At 59.5% G+C, this 17689-nt stretch carries 14 protein-coding genes; 4 read left to right on the forward strand and 10 right to left on the reverse strand.

The window, feature by feature from the left end; translation table 11 throughout:
• Positions 1 to 9: 9 nt before the first annotated feature.
• Positions 10 to 726 carry an ABC transporter permease gene (locus tag B0D71_RS06880; protein ID WP_103394123.1) on the reverse strand — a complete coding sequence of 239 codons (717 nt, stop codon included), beginning with the start codon at positions 724 to 726 and terminating at the stop codon, positions 10 to 12.
• A gap of 435 nt (positions 727 to 1161) precedes the next feature.
• On the opposite strand from B0D71_RS06880, the gene B0D71_RS06890 reads away from it, so the two are divergent.
• Together B0D71_RS06890 and B0D71_RS06895 are read left to right on the forward strand one after the other, a co-directional pair.
• Positions 1162 to 2745 carry a peptide chain release factor 3 gene (locus B0D71_RS06890; protein WP_060541686.1) on the forward strand — a complete coding sequence of 528 codons (1584 nt, stop codon included), beginning with the start codon at positions 1162 to 1164 and terminating at the stop codon, positions 2743 to 2745.
• Between the two features lie 338 nt (positions 2746 to 3083).
• Positions 3084 to 3341: a hypothetical protein gene (locus B0D71_RS06895; RefSeq protein WP_103394125.1), complete on the forward strand. Its 258-nt coding sequence runs from the start codon at positions 3084 to 3086 to the stop codon at positions 3339 to 3341.
• Between the two features lie 171 nt (positions 3342 to 3512).
• Here B0D71_RS06895 and B0D71_RS06900 read toward each other — a convergent pair whose 3' ends face one another.
• The 9 genes from B0D71_RS06900 to B0D71_RS06940 all read right to left on the reverse strand — a co-directional run bounded on the left by B0D71_RS06900 (position 3513) and on the right by B0D71_RS06940 (position 15479).
• The gene (locus tag B0D71_RS06900; RefSeq protein ID WP_103394126.1) at positions 3513 to 4493 is read right to left on the reverse strand and encodes a peptide ABC transporter ATP-binding protein; all 981 of its coding nucleotides are present in this window, start codon (positions 4491 to 4493) and stop codon (positions 3513 to 3515) included.
• Positions 4493 to 5461, reverse strand: a complete 969-nt coding sequence (locus B0D71_RS06905) for an ABC transporter ATP-binding protein (protein WP_103394127.1) — start codon at positions 5459 to 5461, stop codon at positions 4493 to 4495. Before B0D71_RS06905 ends, B0D71_RS06900 begins: the two co-directional genes overlap by 1 nt.
• A gap of 10 nt (positions 5462 to 5471) precedes the next feature.
• The gene (locus B0D71_RS06910; protein WP_103394128.1) at positions 5472 to 6383 is read right to left on the reverse strand and encodes an ABC transporter permease subunit; all 912 of its coding nucleotides are present in this window, start codon (positions 6381 to 6383) and stop codon (positions 5472 to 5474) included.
• Between the two features lie 10 nt (positions 6384 to 6393).
• On the reverse strand, positions 6394 to 7404 hold the full coding sequence (locus B0D71_RS06915) for an ABC transporter permease subunit (protein WP_103394129.1): 1011 nt from the start codon (positions 7402 to 7404) through the stop codon (positions 6394 to 6396).
• 73 nt (positions 7405 to 7477) lie between these two features.
• The gene (locus B0D71_RS06920; RefSeq protein WP_103394130.1) at positions 7478 to 9073 is read right to left on the reverse strand and encodes an ABC transporter substrate-binding protein; all 1596 of its coding nucleotides are present in this window, start codon (positions 9071 to 9073) and stop codon (positions 7478 to 7480) included.
• Between the two features lie 78 nt (positions 9074 to 9151).
• Positions 9152 to 10585, reverse strand: coding sequence for an OprD family porin (locus B0D71_RS06925; RefSeq protein WP_103394131.1), 1434 nt, complete (start codon positions 10583 to 10585; stop codon positions 9152 to 9154).
• A gap of 174 nt (positions 10586 to 10759) precedes the next feature.
• Positions 10760 to 12361, reverse strand: a complete 1602-nt coding sequence (locus B0D71_RS06930; protein WP_103394132.1) for an ABC transporter substrate-binding protein — start codon at positions 12359 to 12361, stop codon at positions 10760 to 10762.
• Between the two features lie 303 nt (positions 12362 to 12664).
• Positions 12665 to 14290: an ABC transporter substrate-binding protein gene (locus B0D71_RS06935; protein ID WP_103394133.1), complete on the reverse strand. Its 1626-nt coding sequence runs from the start codon at positions 14288 to 14290 to the stop codon at positions 12665 to 12667.
• A 472-nt stretch (positions 14291 to 14762) separates the two neighbouring features.
• Positions 14763 to 15479, reverse strand: a complete 717-nt coding sequence (locus B0D71_RS06940; protein ID WP_103394134.1) for an SIMPL domain-containing protein — start codon at positions 15477 to 15479, stop codon at positions 14763 to 14765.
• 314 nt (positions 15480 to 15793) lie between these two features.
• Between B0D71_RS06940 and B0D71_RS06945 the strand changes: the two genes are divergently transcribed.
• Both B0D71_RS06945 and B0D71_RS06950 read left to right on the forward strand, forming a co-directional pair.
• On the forward strand, positions 15794 to 17056 hold the full coding sequence (locus tag B0D71_RS06945) for an ATP-binding protein (protein ID WP_103394135.1): 1263 nt from the start codon (positions 15794 to 15796) through the stop codon (positions 17054 to 17056).
• Positions 17049 to 17609 carry a response regulator transcription factor gene (locus tag B0D71_RS06950; protein WP_007981466.1) on the forward strand — a complete coding sequence of 187 codons (561 nt, stop codon included), beginning with the start codon at positions 17049 to 17051 and terminating at the stop codon, positions 17607 to 17609. Before B0D71_RS06945 ends, B0D71_RS06950 begins: the two co-directional genes overlap by 8 nt.
• Positions 17610 to 17689: the final 80 nt, after the last annotated feature.

Below are 17689 nucleotides of genomic sequence, written 5' to 3' on the forward strand. Positions count from 1 at the left end.
TGCCGGGGCTTAAGACGGGCGCAAGCCGCGTTCGAGCCAGAGGCGACTGCCAAGTGTGACCACGCCGTCCAGCAACAAGGCCAGCAACGCGGTGCACGCGGCACCGAGCAGTAACTGCGGCTGATTGTTCAGGGCAATGCCGGGAAATATCAGGCTGCCAAGACTGTTGGCGCCAATCAGGAACGCCAGCGGTGCGGTCCCGACATTGATTGCCAACGCCACGCGCACGCCACCGATGATGATCGGCACGGCGTTCGGCAGTTCGACTTTCCACAGCACCTGGCGCGGGGTCATGCCGATGCCGACGGCGGCTTCCTTGAGCGAACCCTGGACATTTTTCAGGCCCTCATAGGTGTTACGCACGATGGGCAGCAGCGAGGCGAGAAACAAGGCGAAGATGGCCGGGCCACTGCCGATGCCGAGGATACCCAGAGCGATGGCCAGGACGGCGAGAGGGGGGACGGTGTTGCCGATGTTGAAGAATTGCATGAAGCGTTCAGCGCGACCGACCATGGACGGGCGGCTGAGGAAGATACCGGCGGGGATGCCCACGACAAGGGCGGCCAGCATGGAAGCGAGGACGAGAATCAGATGAGCTTGCAGGTAAAACAACAAATCGTCGCGGTAGTGTTCGATCGTGTTGATGCCGATCCAGTTGATCAGCAGGGCCAGAAGGGCGAATACCAGCGCGCCTCCTATCAGCCCTTTGCCATAGTGGATAGCCACAGGCGGACTCCTTTTTTCAGTCGGCGAACACTTCTTCGCGTGGCAACGCCATTCCTGGCTGCCGAAAAAGTGATCGCGATAAGCAGCTCATGCCGAGCGCGTTTCACTGTCGGAGCGAGCTTGCTCGCGGTGAACGTCCAGATAACGCGTACTTTCAGGTACCCAACGTTATCGTTGACGTCCATCGCGAGCAGGCTCGCTCCTACAGGGGAGGCGCACGGCTCGAGCCATGAGCACAGCCTCGTCAGGCCGAATTGCAGGTGTTTCAGGCCCCCGACGAGTGGTCGTAACGGGGGAGTGGACGTCTCCGTGCTTTAAAAGGTTCCCATCTGAAGAAGCATTTGGCCACCCCTAATGTGCTCAACGGTTCGGTTCTTCGATCAACTTGGGCTATAATCTGCGCCCTTTTTTGAATCACCTGCCAGGCGATTTCCCATGACCAAACAGGCCGCCGAAGTCGCGAAACGCCGCACTTTCGCCATTATTTCCCACCCCGATGCCGGTAAGACCACCATCACCGAGAAGCTCTTGCTGATGGGCAAGGCGATTGCGGTAGCCGGTACGGTGAAATCTCGTAAATCCGACCGCCATGCCACCTCCGACTGGATGGAAATGGAAAAGCAGCGGGGTATTTCCATTACCACGTCGGTCATGCAGTTCCCGTATCGCGAGCACATGATCAACCTGCTCGACACCCCGGGCCACGAAGACTTCTCCGAAGATACCTACCGCACCCTGACGGCGGTGGACTCGGCGTTGATGGTTCTCGACGGCGGTAAAGGTGTAGAGCCTCGGACCATCGCCCTGATGGACGTCTGCCGTCTGCGTGACACGCCGATCGTCAGCTTCATCAACAAACTCGACCGTGACATCCGCGACCCGATCGAACTGCTCGACGAAATCGAAGCCGTCCTCAAGATCAAGGCTGCGCCGATCACCTGGCCGATTGGTTGCTACCGCGACTTCAAAGGCGTGTATCACCTCGCCGATGACTACATCATCGTGTACACCGCCGGTCACGGCCACGAGCGCACTGAAACCAAGATCATCGAGAAGCTCGATTCCGATGAGGCCCGTGCGCACCTGGGTGACGAGTACGAGCGTTTCATCGAGCAGCTGGAACTGGTGCAGGGCGCCTGCCACGAGTTCAATCAGCAGGAATTCCTCGACGGTCAGTTGACCCCGGTATTCTTCGGTACGGCCCTGGGCAACTTCGGTGTCGACCACGTCCTCGACGCGGTCGTTGATTGGGCTCCGCGCCCACTGGCACGTGTGGCCAACGAGCGTACCGTGGAACCGGTGGAAGAGAAGTTTTCGGGCTTCATCTTCAAGATCCAGGCGAACATGGACCCGAAACACCGCGACCGCATCGCCTTTATGCGTATCTGCTCCGGCAAGTACGAAAAAGGCATGAAGATGCGCCACGTGCGCACCGGCAAGGACGTGCGGATCGGCGATGCGCTGACGTTCTTCTCCTCCGAGCGTGAGCAACTGGAAGAGGCGTTTGCCGGCGACATTATCGGCCTGCACAACCACGGCACCATCCAGATCGGCGACACCTTCAGCGAAGGCGAAGTCCTGGGCTTCACCGGCATCCCGCACTTCGCCCCGGAGCTGTTCCGCCGGGTACGCCTGAAAGATCCGCTGAAATCCAAGCAACTGCGTCAGGGCCTGCAACAACTGGCCGAAGAAGGCGCGACCCAGGTGTTCTTCCCGGAGCGCAGCAACGACATCATCCTCGGCGCCGTCGGTGTGCTGCAGTTCGATGTGGTCGCCAGCCGTTTGAAAGAGGAATACAAGGTCGAATGCTCCTATGAGCCGATCACCGTTTATTCCGCGCGCTGGATCGAATGCAGCGACAAGAAGAAGCTTGAGGAATTCTCCAACAAGGCTGTGGAAAACCTGGCACTGGACGGCGGCGGTCACCTGACCTACCTCGCGCCTACGCGGGTCAACCTGGCACTGATGGAAGAGCGCTGGCCGGACGTGAAATTCCGTGCGACTCGCGAGCATCACTAAGCGCTGAGTTGAAACACCAGAAACCCCGTTGCGAAAGCAGCGGGGTTTTTTCTTGCCTGTTGCAATGCCCGCTGTAGGAGCGAGCTTGCTCGCGATAGCGGCTAACGATGACGCGCCCTTTCTGGATAAACGCAGCGCGGCCGAGATCATCGCGAGCAGGCTCGCTCCTACAGGGGCTTCGGTGCTAGTGGAATTTTGAATAACCCCTATTCCAAAGCAGTCTCCTGATCCACTGCATTTTCCCTCGCTCAGTAGCGTCCAATCTGGAGAACCCGGCTGATCGGAACTAGATTTGACTCAGCGCCAGACAGGCACTCTACGAAAGGAAGGAATCGGCTATGAACAGGTTGTTTCGCGTTTTACTGCTGTTGAAGGTGTTGGTGATGCTATCGCTCGGGACGTCGACAGCGTGGGCCGAGTGTATCGATCACGGGGAGCAGGCTGCGAGCGGGCAAGCGGGATACGCGGGGTTGATGCTCGCCAAATCCGAATCGGAACCGGGAGATCAGGGACAGGGTGGGGCTGACAACGACGATGACTCGACCACCGACGAGCCGGACTCAGATGATGCCGATGAAGGCGACAGCCAGACGTAAATCACAGGAAAAAGAGAACCCCTTGTTGCTCGACTGATGCGCAGTCAAGGAACAAGAGGTTCTATTAATTCAGTACTTGTAGGAGCGAGCCTGCTCGCGATGCATTCTTTCATTCAATACAAATGTTGAATGACAGTCCGCCATCGCGAGCAGGCTCGCTCCTACGGTTTTTTACGCTGCGCCGTCGAGGAATTGCTCGGCGTAGTGGCAAGCCACCTGGCGGCTGTCGAGCAGGCGCAGGGCCGGCTCTTCAGTGCTGCAACGCTCGGTGGCGTACGGGCAACGCTTGTGGAACGCGCAGCCGGGTGGCGGGTTCAGCGGGTTGGGCAACTCGCCGACGATCTTGATTTTCGGTTTGTTCGGGTCTGGGTGAATCGTCGGCGTGGCCGACAACAGTGCCTGGGTGTAAGGGTGCAGCGGGCGTTCGTAGATGTCGTTCTTCGGACCCATTTCCACTGGGCGACCGAGGTACATCACCATCACGTCATCGGCAACGTGTTGCACCACCGCCAGGTTGTGGGAGATGAACACGTAGGCGGTGTTGAACTCCTGTTGCAGATCCATGAACAGGTTCAGCACCTGTGCCTGGATCGACACGTCCAGCGCCGAGGTCGGCTCATCCGCGACCAGCACTTTAGGCTGGAGCATCATCGCTCGGGCCAGGGCAATCCGCTGGCGCTGACCGCCGGAGAACATGTGTGGATAACGCTGGTAGTGCTCGGGACGCAACCCCACCTGCTTCATCATCGCCTGGACTTTCTCGCGACGTTCAGAGGCGCTCAGGTTGGTGTTGATCAGCAGCGGCTCAGCCAACTGGTCGCCGACTTTTTGCCGTGGGTTCAACGAGGCATAAGGGCTCTGGAACACCATCTGCACGTCTTTGCGCAATTGCTTGCGCTGGGCCTTGTCGGCGCCGGCGACTTCCTGGCCGGCAATTTTCAAGGAGCCGGAGGACGGTTCTTCGATCAGCGTCAGGGCCCGGGCCAGGGTGGATTTGCCGCAGCCCGATTCACCGACGACGGCGAGGGTCTTGCCGGCTTCCAGTTCGAACGACACACCGTTAAGAGCGCGCACGGTGGCGTGACCCTTGAACATGCCACGGGACACCTCGTAGTGACGGGTCAGGTCGCGGGCGGTAAGAACGACGGCCATTACGCCACCTCCTGGTTCAGCGGGTAGAAGCAGCGAGCGAGGCTGTTGCTTTTCGGGTCAAGGGTCGGACGTTGTTGGCGGCAGTTGTCTTTCACATACGGGCAGCGCGGCGACAGCAGGCAACCCTGCGGACGGTCATAGCGACCGGGCACGATACCCGGCAGAGTCGACAGGCGCGCGGCGCCTTGGCTGTGTTCCGGAATCGCCTTGAGCAATGCTTCGCTGTATGGGTGCGCGGGAATGTCGAACAACTGTGGCACCTGACCGACTTCGACCGCTTGCCCTGCGTACATCACGCACACGCGCTGGGCGGTTTCGGCCACGACGGCGAGGTCGTGGGTAATCAGCACCAGGCCCATGTTCTGCTCTTTCTGCAACGCCAGCAGCAGGTCCATGATCTGCGCCTGGATCGTTACGTCCAGCGCCGTGGTCGGCTCGTCGGCGATCAGCAGTTTCGGTTCGCCGGCAATTGCCATGGCAATCGCGACACGCTGGCTCATACCGCCGGACAGTTGATGCGGGTAGGCGTCCATACGGCTGGCGGCACCCGGGATTTCAACTTTTTCCAGCAATTCGATGGCGCGCTTGCGCGCTGCCTTGCTGGACAACTTCAGGTGCAGGCGCAGCACTTCTTCGATCTGGAAACCGACGGTGTAGCTCGGGTTCAGCGCGGTCATCGGGTCCTGGAAGACCATCGACAGGTCCTTACCGACGATCTGCCGACGCTGGCGATTGCTCAACTTAAGCATGTCCTTGCCGTCGAAGCTGAGCGAGTCCGCGGTAACGATGCCTGGATGCTCGATCAGCCCCATCAGCGCCATCATGGTCACGGACTTGCCGGAACCCGACTCGCCAACGATGGCGAGCACTTCGCCCTTGTCCACCTTCAGGTCGAGGCCGTCGACCACTGGCGTGGCGTTCTTGTCGCCGAAACGAACGTTGAGATTCTTGATTTCTAACAGTGACATGGGAATCTCCTCAGGCGGCGTTCTTGAGTTTCGGGTCCAGCGCGTCGCGCAGGCCGTCACCCATCAAGTTGATTGCCAGCACGCTGAGCAAAATGGTCAAACCAGGCAGGCTCACCACCCACCAGGCGCGTTCGATGTAGTCGCGGGCCGAAGCCAGCATGGTGCCCCACTCAGGGGTTGGCGGTTGTACGCCAAGTCCGAGGAAGCCCAGTGCGGCGGCATCGAGGATCGCCGAAGAGAAGCTCAGGGTGGCCTGAACGATCAGCGGCGCCATGCAGTTTGGCAGCACGGTAACGAACATCAGGCGTGGCAGGCCGGCACCGGCCAGGCGCGCGGCGGTTACGTAGTCGCGGTTCAGCTCGCCCATCACCGCGGCGCGGGTCAGACGAACATACGACGGCAACGAAACCACGGCGATGGCAATGATGGTGTTGATCAGGCCAGGGCCGAGGATGGCGACAATCGCCACGGCCAGCAGCAGCGACGGCAAGGCCAGCATGATGTCCATCAGGCGCATGATGGTCGGGCCGAGAATCCGCGGGTAGAACCCGGCGAACAGGCCCAGGAGAATCCCCGGGATCAGCGACATCACCACCGACGACAAACCGATCAGCAACGACAGGCGCGAACCATTGATCAGACGCGACAGCAGGTCGCGGCCCAGTTCGTCGGTGCCGAGCAGGAACTGCATCTGTCCACCTTCCAGCCAGGCCGGTGGGGTCAGCAGGAAATCGCGGTACTGCTCGCTCGGGTCGTGAGGGGCGACCCATGGGGCGAAGATGGCGCAGAAAATCACCAGCAGCATGAACATCAGGCCGGCGACGGCGCCTTTGTTCTTGGCGAACGCTTGCCAGAATTCTTTGTACGGAGACGGGTACAGCAGGCTTTGATCGACTGCTACCGATGGAATTGGAGTGGTCATGGTCATGATCTCAGCGCTGATGACGGATGCGTGGGTTGGCAAAGCCGTAGAGGATGTCCACTACGAAGTTGACCAGAATCACCAGGCAGGCGATTAACAGGATGCCGTTTTGCACGACGGGATAGTCTCGGGCGCCAATGGCTTCGATCAGCCATTTGCCGATGCCGGGCCACGAGAAGATGGTTTCGGTCAGGACCGCACCGGCCAGCAGGGTGCCGACTTGCAGGCCGACCACCGTCAGCACCGGAATCAGCGCGTTACGCAGACCGTGCACGAACACCACACGCGACGGCGACAGGCCCTTGGCCTTGGCGGTGCGAATGTAGTCTTCACGCAGTACTTCGAGCATCGAGGAACGGGTCATCCGTGCGATCACCGCCAGCGGGATGGTACCCAGCACGATGGCCGGCAGGATCAGGTGATGCAGGGCATCGAAGAACGCACTGACGTCATCGGCCAGCAGCGTATCGATCAGCATGAAACCGGTGCGCGGCTCGATGTCGTAGAGCAGGTCGATCCGCCCGGACACCGGGGTCCAGCCCAGGCTCACCGAGAAGAACATGATCAGGATCAGGCCCCACCAGAAGATCGGCATCGAGTATCCCGCCAAGGAGATGCCCATCACCCCATGGTCGAACAGGGACCCTCGCTTGAGTGCCGCGATCACCCCGGCCAGAAGGCCCAGGATGCCGGCGAACAACAGAGCGGCCATGGACAGTTCCAGGGTCGCGGGGAACAGGGAAGTGAATTCGGTCCAGACGCTTTCACGGGTTCGCAGGGATTCACCGAGATCGCCGTGGGCCAGTTTGCCGATGTAATCCAGGTACTGGGCATACAGGGGTTTGTTCAGACCTAGGCGTTCCATTGCCTGAGCGTGCATTTCCGGGTCGACTCTGCGTTCGCCCATCATGACTTCCACGGGGTCGCCAGGGATCATGCGAATCAACGCGAATGTCAGCAAGGTGATGCCGAAAAACGTGGGGATCAGTAACCCCAGTCGGCGGGCAATAAAACTAAACATCGTAAGGTGTACCTCATCAGCCGGTTAGGCGTGCCCGGCATCCCTGTGTCAGGAATACCGGGAGTTTTCTTATCTACTTCACCTGGGTGGTGGCGAAGTTATTCGTGGTGAGGGGGCTAATGTGATAGCCCTCTACGTTGTTGCGCATTGCGGTAAACATTCTAGTGTGTGCCATGCTGATCCATGGCTGGTCCTGGTTAAAAATAACCTGGGCCTGCTCGTAGAGCGCTGCACGCTCGGCCGGATCGGTTTTTTCCCGAGCCTGGTCGATCAGCGCCTGGAACTTGTCATTGCACCAGCGGGCGTAGTTTTCTCCGTTCTTGGCCGCTTCACAACTGAGCATAGGCGTCAGGAAGTTATCCGGGTCGCCGTTATCGCCCGCCCATCCGGCGGAAACCATGTCGTGCTCGCCGTTTTTGGCGCGTTTGAGCATTTCGCCCCATTCCATCACGCGGATGTCGATCTTGATCCCGACCTTGGCCAGGTCGGCTTGCATCATCTGCGCGCCGAGCATCGGGTTCGGGTTAGTCGGACCGCCACCGTTGCGGGTGAACAGGGTGAAGGTGGTGCCTTCCGGTACGCCGGCTTCCTTGAGCAGGGCGCGAGCCTTGTCCAGATCATGGGCCGGGTTCTTCAGGTCGTGGTTGTAGCCAAGCAGGGTGTCCGGGTACGGGTTGACCGCAGCGGTTGCATTGCCCTTGCCGAACAACGCATTGACGTACGCCTCTTTGTCGAAGGCGATGTCGATGGCTTTGCGCACCCGCACATCACTCATGTACTTGTGCGTGGTGTTCATGGCGACGTAGGAAACGGTCATCGCGTTCAGTTCGTCGACCTTCAGGTTCGGGTCTTTCTTGATGGTCGGGATGTCATCCGGCTTCGGATACAGCGCGACCTGGCACTCGTTGGCCTTGAGCTTTTGCAGGCGCACGTTGTTGTCGGTGGCGATGGCCAGGATCAGTGCGTCGGCCGGTGGCTTGCCACGGAAGTAATCCGGGTTGGCCTTGAAGCGAACCTGGGCGTCCTTGTTGTAACGCTGGAAGACGAACGGGCCGGTGCCGACTGGCTTGTTGTTCAGGTCGCCGGCCTTGTTGGCCTTGAGCAACTGATCGGCGTACTCGGCGGAGTAGATCGAGGAGAAGGCCATGGCAATGTCGGCCAGGAACGGCGCTTCGCGACGGGTCAGGGTGAACTTGACCGTGTTGTCGTCGACTTTCTCTACGCTTTTGAGCAGTTCCTTGAAGCCCATGCTTTCAAAGTACGGGAAACCCACGCTCGACAGTTTGTGCCATGGATGATTCGGGTCCAGCTGGCGCTGGAAGCTCCAGACCACGTCATCGGCATTCATGTCGCGGGTTGGCTTGAAGTATTCGGTGGTGTGGAACTTGACGCCTTTACGCAGATGGAAGGTGTAGCTCAGGCCGTCTTCGCTGATGTCCCAGGAGTCGGCCAGTGCCGGAATCACCTCGGTAGTACCCGGTTTGAAGTCCGCCAGGCGATTGAAGATGGTTTCGGCCACCGCATCGGCTGTGACTGCAGTCGTGTACTGGACCATGTCGAAGCCTTCGGGGCTGGCTTCGGTGCAAACCACCAGGGGCTTGGCCGAGACACCGACAGCGACACTGAGCAAAGCAGCCGCGATGGCCGCACGTAGGGGAAGCATTTTCATCAAGAACCCTCTGCAATCAGTTAAAGGACAAAAGCCGAACGGCCGATTCATCGCGGAACCAGCCGTTCGGCAGCGGCATTACAGGATGTTGAACGGAACCGTGGTCACGAGACGGAACTCGTTGATGCTGCCGTCAGCCTGGTTTTCGCTGGCACGGTGAGCCGTGTAGGTGCCGCGGATCGTGGTGGCCTTGAGCGGGCCGCTCTGCACGGCGTAGGTCGCGCCGATGCCGTATTCATAGTGGTGTTCGCCATCCTGGGACTGGATGCCGTCATAACCCTTGCCAACCACGCCGCCGTTGCCGGTGTAGTGAGTGCCGTCGATGCCCCAGCCGCGCGCCTGGTAGATGTTGAACTTCAGGCCTGGCACGCCGTATTCGGCCATGTTCAGACCGTAGGCAACCTGGAACGATTTTTCGTTCGGGCCGTTGAAGTCCGACAGCAGGGAGTTGGCCAGGTAGATGCCGTTGGTTTCGTGCAGGTAGTCGAAGTACTCGTTGCCGTTCACTTCCTGGTACGAGAAGGTCAGGGTGTGGGCCTGGTGGGTCAGGCCGAACGACAGGGAATAGGTGTCGTTGTCGATGTCGCCGATCAGGGCCTTACCGGTTTCCTGGGTTTTGTAGTAGTTCAGGCCGGTGGTCAGGCTCAGTACCTGGCTGTCGCCCAGAACGTGGGAAGCGCCGAAGTAGTACTGGTTCCAGATGTCTTCAGCCTGGGTCGCCCAGAGGCTGGTGGTCAGGCTGGCAAATGGGGTGTAGGTCAGGCCGCCAGTGTAGACGTGGTCGGTCTCGACGATGCCGTTGGCGTATTCGGTGCGAAATTTACGCTGGCTTTCTTCGGTACGCGGTGAGTTGCGATCGAAGGTGGCCAGGTCGAAGGCCAGGTTGTTCAGCTCTTCGCTGTGGATGGCCACACCTTCGAAGCTCGAAGGCAGTGCACGGTTACCGATCACGTCGACCATCGGGCTGCTGAAGTTCATGCGGCCGGCGGTCAGGGTGGTGTTGGAGACACGGGCCTTGACGTTGGCCAGGCCCAGTTTGCTCCACTGGCCTTGAGCATCGCCGCCTTCTTTGGTCAGGGTACGGTTGTTGCCCGCGCCAGGACGAGTGCCCGGTGCGCCACCGTTGTTGGATGCCAGGTCCTTGCGGTCCTGATCCAGCGCGATGGCGTTGTAGGCCGCCACCTCGGTGCTGAAACCTACGGTGCCTTCGGTGAAGCCCGAGTTGTACTTGAGGATGGTGCCCTGGACCCAGTTGATCCGGCGATCGGTCGGGGTCGAAACGCCGTCTTTCTTGTAGGCGAACTTGGCGCCGCGTTGCAGTTGTTCGTTGGCGTACCAGTTACGCGTAGTGCCGGTGATCGACTGGCCTTCGACAAAGCCGGTGGCTTCGCTCTGGGCGTTTTTCTCGTTCACGGTAACCGGGGTGAAAGCCTGGCTTTGGGTTTCTGCGTAAGCCGTGGCGGTTACGCTGCTGATGGCCAAGGCCAATAACGCGGTGCTGCTCAGTTTCATGGGTAAAGCTCCTTACTTTCTTTTTTTTATGCCGGTCTTTTTGGGTGATCCGGCTATTGGTTTAGAACTCATTCACGGCAACGCAAACGTTTGCTGTTAGCCCAATAGGCAAAAGACGGCAAAGCGTCTGCGTGAGGGCGGAAAATCCGCCCCCCGGCATTTCTGGCTAATCGGTTATTTTTCTATGCTGACACCCGAGAAAACATTGCGGCCGAACGGGCTCACCTTGAACCCTTCGATTTTGGCGCTCAGCGGCTGGTTGACCGTTGAGTGGGCGACTGGCGTGATCGGCACTTGCTGCTTGAGCAACTGCTGCGCCTGTTTGTAGAGCAGGGTGCGCTGGTCTCGGTCGGTGACGATCTTGGCCTGCTTGATCAGCTTGTCGTAAGCCGGATCACACCACATCGAGTAGTTGTTACCGCCAATGGCGTCGCAGCTGTAGAGCGTGCCCAGCCAGTTGTCCGGATCACCGTTGTCACCGGTCCAGCCGATCAGGCTGATGTCGTGCTCGCCATTCTTGGTGCGCTTGATGTACTCGCCCCACTCATAGCTGACGATCTTGACCTTGAGGCCGATCTTCGCCCAGTCAGCCTGGAGCATCTCGGCCATCAACTTGGCATTGGGGTTGTACGGACGCTGGACCGGCATGGCCCAGAGGGTGATTTCAGTGCCTTCCTTGACGCCGGCGGCCTTGAGCAATTCCCTGGCCTTTTCCGGGTTGTAGGCGGCGTCCTTGATCGTGTCGTCGTAGGACCATTGGGTCGGCGGCATGGCGTTGACCGCCAGTTGCCCCGCGCCCTGGTAAACGGCATTGAGAATGCCCTGCTTGTTCACCGCCATGTCCAGCGCCTGACGCACTTCGAGCTGGTCGAAGGGTTTGTGGCGTACGTTGTAGGCGATGTAGCCGAGGTTGAAGCCAGGCTTCTCGATCAGTTGCAGGGCCGGGTCGTTTTTCAGCGCGGGCACATCGGCAGGGCGCGGGTGCAGGGTGATCTGGCACTCGCCGGCCTTGAGTTTCTGCACCCGCACCGAGGCGTCGGTGTTGATGGCGAAAATCAGGTTGTCGAGCTTGACCCGGCTCGGGTCCCAGTAATGCTTGTTACCGGTGTAACGGATGTTCGAGTCTTTCTGATAGCTCTTGAACACGAACGGCCCGGTGCCGATCGGCTTCTGGTTGATGTCGCTTGGTTTGCCTTCGGTCAGCAGCTTGTCGGCGTACTCGGCCGAAAGGATGGCGGCGAAGCTCATGGCGATGTTCTGGATGAACGCGGCGTCCACGCTGTTGAGCGTAAAGACCACGGTCAACGGCTCGGTCTTTTCGACCTTGGCGATGTTCTTGTTAAGGCTCATGCCGTTGAAGTACGGAAACTCTGTCGGATAAGCCTTACGGAAAGGTTGTTGCGGATCGAGCATGCGATTGAACGTGAACAGCACGTCATCGGCGTTGAAATCGCGGGTCGGCGTGAAGTACTTGGTGGTGTGAAACTTCACCCCTTCGCGCAGGTGAAACGTGTATTTGAGGCCGTCCTCGGAAATTTCCCAGCTCGTGGCCAGGCCCGGTACGACGTTGGTCGCGCCTTTCTCGAATTCTGCCAACCGGTTGTACAGCGGTTCGGCGGCGTCGTTGTCGGTCGCAGTGGTGTACTGCGCCGTGTCGAAACCGGCGGGGCTGCCTTCGGAGCAGAACACCAGGCTGTTGTTGGCGGCCTGGCTGATGGAAGTGGCGGCCAACAGGCCGGTGCCCAGCAATGCGGATAAAACCAAGGTATGGCGCATAACGCTCCCTTTTCTCTCAAAGTGTTGTCAATGAGCCGTCGTCCCGTCCGCGGACATAGAGGCATCACTGATTTCAAGCCATGCACGCAGCAGTAACCGATGACCCACGCATGCACTGGTCGGATCCCGACGGTATGAGCCACGGGTCCGGCAGTAAATGCGTAAAGTCCTAATGACTCGTAGGAAATGGCAACGCGTCCTTACCCGATGCTGTAGTCAGCTGCGGATTTGGATGTAGGCAAATTCCTGCTTGCTCGGTAGATAAAGCAACGGCGACGTCAGAAACGTCGCCGTTGCAAAACCTTATTTGCTGACGCTGACGCCGTAGAAGGAGTTCAAGCCAAATGGGCTGATCTTGAAGTCCTGCACGTTGGCGCGCATGGGTTGGAACACCGTCGAGTGAGCGATAGGTGTCATAGGCACAGCATCCTTGAGGACGTGTTGCGCTTGTTTGTAGAGCTCGGTGCGCTTGCCTTGGTCTGAAGTGCGCTTGGCCTGCTTGACGATGTCGTCAAACTTCTTGTCGCACCATTTGGAGAAGTTGTTGCCTTCCAGCGAGTCGCAGCCGAACAGTACGTTCAGCCAGTTGTCCGGATCACCGTTGTCGCCGCTCCAGCCAATCAGCATCGCGCCGTTCTCGCCGCCCTTGGAGCGCTTGATGTACTCGCCCCACTCGTAGCTCTGGATCTTGACCTTGAGGCCGATCTTGGCCCAGTCGGACTGCAGCATTTCTGCCATCAGTTTGGCGTTCGGGTTGTACGGACGCTGAACCGGCATCGCCCACAGGACGATCTCGGTACCTTCCTTGACGCCGGCTTCCTTGAGCAGCTCCTTGGCTTTCTCGGGATCGTACTTGGCGTCCTTGATGGTGGTGTCGTAGGACCACTGGGTCGGCGGCATGGCGTTGACCGCCAGTTGGCCGGCGCCCTGATACACGGAGTCGATGATCTGCTGCTTGTTGACGGCCATGTCCATTGCCTGGCGCACTTTCAACTGCGACATCGGGTTTGGCTTGTCGTCGCCCTTGATCTTGTCCATCACGTTGTAGGCGATATAGCCCAGGTTGAACCCAGCCTGCTCAGGCATCTTCAAGGACTTGTCTTCCTTGAGCGCCTTCAGGTCGGCCGGACGAGGGAACAGGGTGACCTGGCACTCGTTCTTCTTCAGCTTCTGGATACGTACCGACGGGTCGGTGGTGATGGCGAAGATCAGGTTGTCGATCTTCACGTCGTCAGGCTTCCAGTAGTCCTTGTTCCCGGTGTAGCGGATGTTGGAGTCTTTCTGGTAGCTCTTGAACACGAACGGGCCAGTGCCGACCGGCTTCTGGTTGATGTCGGCGGCCTTGCCTTCCTTGAGCAACTGGGCAGCGTACTCGGCGGACTGGATCGAGGCGAAGCTCATGGCCATGTTCTGGATGAACGCGGCATCAACATCTTTGAGGGTGAACTTGACGGTCTTGTCGTCGACTTTATCGATCTTGGTGATGTTGGTGTCCATCCCCATGTCGGTGAAGTACGGGAATTCGGTCGGGTACGCTTTGCGGAACGGGTCATCCTTGTTAATCATGCGATTAAAGGTGAACAGCACGTCGTCGGCGTTGAACTCACGAGTCGGCTTGAAGTACGGGGTGGTGTGGAACTTGACGCCTTCGCGCAGGTGGAAGGTATAGGTCAGGCCGTCATCGGAGACGTCCCAACTGGTCGCCAGGCCAGGAATCACGGCGGTGCCGCCGCGCTCGAACTGGGTGAGGCGGTTGAACATGGTTTCTGCTGAGGCGTCGAAGTCGGTTCCGGTGGTGTATTGACCTGGATCGAAACCGGCCGGGCTCCCTTCGGAGCAGAACACCAGGTTAGTCGCTGCTTGGGCGAACGGTGCGCTGGCTAGCAAGGTTGCGCCAACTAAAAACGGAATGACCGCGTGTTTAAGCATGGTGGCCTCATGATTTGTTGTCATTTTTGGAATTAGAGGACGACCTCGTGAGTCGTGCCTGCGGATACTTATGCAGGGGCCATACCCAATGCAAGATCCAGAGTGACTACAAGCCTTAAACGGTGGCACGAACGTACCTTAATGTCGCATCTGTATAAATCCTGACGCATTTGACCGTTTGCGCGACATTTTTACGGTGCAAGCGACGCACTTTTACGGTGCGTCATGAGTACTGGGTGCTCCCGATCAGGGCGGGGTGTTACTTATTTATACCCCCGTTGTGTGGGCTGGGTATGGTGTGAATAAGAGTGGTTATTGCTGCACCGATAGTGGCCAATTGAACTCAGTTGCACCCGGTGCAACTGCCGGTTTTTCTCGGTGGACTATCCAGTTATAGCTCATGCCGGAACACTGCCCAAAAAAAACGGCGATCATGTGAATGATCGCCGTTTTTTGTTCAGAGCCTATCGACTCAAGGCATCAGCACTTCAATCGAACCATCGGCGGTCATGCTGACCTGGCTGGTGCCGGCTTCAACATCCGGCGTCACCGGCGCGGCGTCCATGGCGGCGGCTTTCATCATCATGGGTGCGCGCAGGTAAGGCTGCGGATAACCGTTGCTGTTGAGGTTCAGGTTGACGATTTTGTAGCTCTTGCCGCCGAGGGCGTCGGTGGCCAACTGGGCGCGGGCCTTGAAGGCGGTCACTGCGTCCTTGAGCAGGGCGTCTTCGCTGGCCTTGCGGGTCGGGGTGGCGATGGCGAAGTCCATGCCGCCCATTTTCAGGTCGGTGAGCAGTTCACCGGTCAGCTTCGACAATGCGGCGAAGTCCGAGCTTTCAAGGCGCAATTCGGCGCGCTCGCGCCAGCCGGTGATTTTCTGGCCCTTGGTGTCGTAGATCGGATAGCTGTTGCGACTGCCTTGGCGCAGGGTGATGTCCTTGACTTGCTTGGCCTGGGCCAGCGCCTTGTTCATGGTGGTGCTGACGTCGGCGGCGAGTTTGGCCGGGTCGCTGTTCTGTTCTTCTGTGTAAAGAGTCACGATCATCAGGTCGCGGGCCACTTCCTGACTGACTTCGGCGCGCAGGGAAATCTGGTTGTAATGAAGCTCGTCGGCGGCCAGCGCCGGGAGGCTGGCGACGGTGCCAAGGCCCAGGGCGAGGAGAGCGGCGCTGCGGCGGAATGTGTGCATGAAGGCTCCTTGAAAGGTGCGCAGAGGTATGATCCGGTCCTGCGTGAAACCATCAGACTCTAGCTTTTATGTTCCGGTTCGCACAGTTACAACTTCTATACAGATGCATGGCTGCCGCTCGCTGTTTGTAGGAGCTGGCTTGCCAGCGATGGAGTCGCGGGCGCCGCGTTTATCCTGAATGCGCGCGTTATCGTTAACGTCCATCGCTGGCAAGCCAGCTCCTACATGTGGCCGTTTGCCGCACTTTTGCCTGTCAGCCCCTGTGCTTGGTTATACTCCCAGCGATCCGCCTGGAGCGCTCATCAGGAGAGCTCATGCTCGCCCCCGTTCAAATCACTTCCGCCACTCGCCAGAACCTCTGGCGGCTGACGTTCATCCGCACCTTGGTGTTGGCCGCCCAGGCCGGTTCCGTGGGCCTGGCCTACTGGTTCGAATTGTTGCCGCTGCCCTGGTTTCAACTGGCCGCGACGCTCGCATGTTCAATGCTGTTGTGCGTGTTTACGGCGATTCGCCTGCGCACCTCGTGGCCGGTGACAGAGCTCGAGTACGCTGTGCAACTGGCCTGCGACCTGTTTATCCACAGCGCATTGCTGTATTTCTCCGGTGGCTCGACCAACCCCTTCGTCTCCTATTACCTGGTGCCGCTGACCATTGCCGCCGTGACGTTGCCATGGCGTTATTCGGTGATCCTGTCGGGTATCGCGCTGACGATGTACACGCTATTGCTGGCGCAGTTCTACCCACTGCAAACCTTCCCCATCGCTCGGGAAAACCTGCAGGTGTACGGGATGTGGTTGAGCTTTGCCCTCGCCGCCGCAGTGATCACCTTCTTCGCCGCGCGCATGGCCGAAGAGCTGCGCCGCCAGGAAGAATTGCGCGCCATTCGCCGCGAAGAGGGTCTGCGCGATCAGCAACTGCTGGCCGTCGCCACCCAGGCCGCCGGTGCGGCCCATGAGCTGGGAACGCCGCTGGCGACCATGAGTGTGCTGCTCAAGGAAATGCGTCAGGATCACCATGACCCGATGTTGCAGGACGACCTGAGCGTGCTGCAGGATCAGGTCAAGCTGTGCAAAGAGACCTTGCAGCAACTGGTGCGCGCCGCCGAGGCCAATCGCCGGTTGGCGGTGGAGATGCAGGACGTCACCGATTGGCTCGATGAAGCCCTCAATCGCTGGCACCTGATGCGCCCGGAAGCCAGTTATCGCTTCCAGCGCCTCGGCCAGGGCCCGGTCCCTCGCATGGCGCCGCCGCCTGACCTGACCCAGGCGCTGCTGAATCTGCTGAACAACGCCGCCGACGCCTGCCCCGAAGGGCTGCAAGTGACGCTGGACTGGGATTGGGAAAACCTCACCATCAGCATTCGTGACCACGGCGCCGGTGTGCCGCTGGCCATCGCCGAGCAAATCGGCAAACCGTTTTTTACCACCAAGGGCAAAGGCTTCGGCCTGGGCCTGTTTTTGAGCAAGGCCAGCGTGACACGCGCCGGCGGCTCAGTGAAACTCTACAGTCATGAGGAAGGTGGCACGCTCACCGAGCTGCGCCTGCCCCGTGTCGCCCGAGGAGACGAACATGAGTGAAGAGATCCAAGTCGAAGGCGAAGAACTGCCGCATTTGTTGCTGGTCGATGACGACGCCACATTCACCCGCGTCATGGCCCGCGCCATGGCCCGCCGGGGTTTTCGCGTCAGCACCGCCAGTTCCGCCGAGGAAGGCCTGGAACTGGCCAAGGCCGATCTGCCGGACTACGCCGCCCTGGACCTGAAGATGGACGGCGATTCGGGCCTGGTGCTGTTGCCCAAGTTGCTGGAAATGGACCCGGAAATGCGCGTGGTGATCCTCACCGGTTATTCGAGCATTGCCACTGCCGTCGAGGCGATCAAACGCGGTGCCTGCAATTACCTGTGCAAACCGGCGGATGCGGACGACGTACTGGCGGCGCTGCTGTCCGAACACGCCGACCTCGACAGTCTGGTGCCGGAAAACCCCATGTCCGTGGACCGCCTGCAGTGGGAACACATCCAGCGCGTGCTGACCGAGCACGAAGGCAACATCTCTGCCACGGCCCGCGCCTTGGGCATGCACCGCCGCACCCTGCAGCGCAAACTGCAGAAGCGCCCCGTTCGCCGCTGAACCTGCGCTGAACGAATGCGGGCCGCTTCTCGCGACAAACCGGACCGATCATCTATGATCGGTTCGTGTGTGCACTTTTC

This window comes from Pseudomonas laurylsulfativorans, from assembly GCF_002906155.1.
Lineage (GTDB): Bacteria > Pseudomonadota > Gammaproteobacteria > Pseudomonadales > Pseudomonadaceae > Aquipseudomonas > Aquipseudomonas laurylsulfativorans.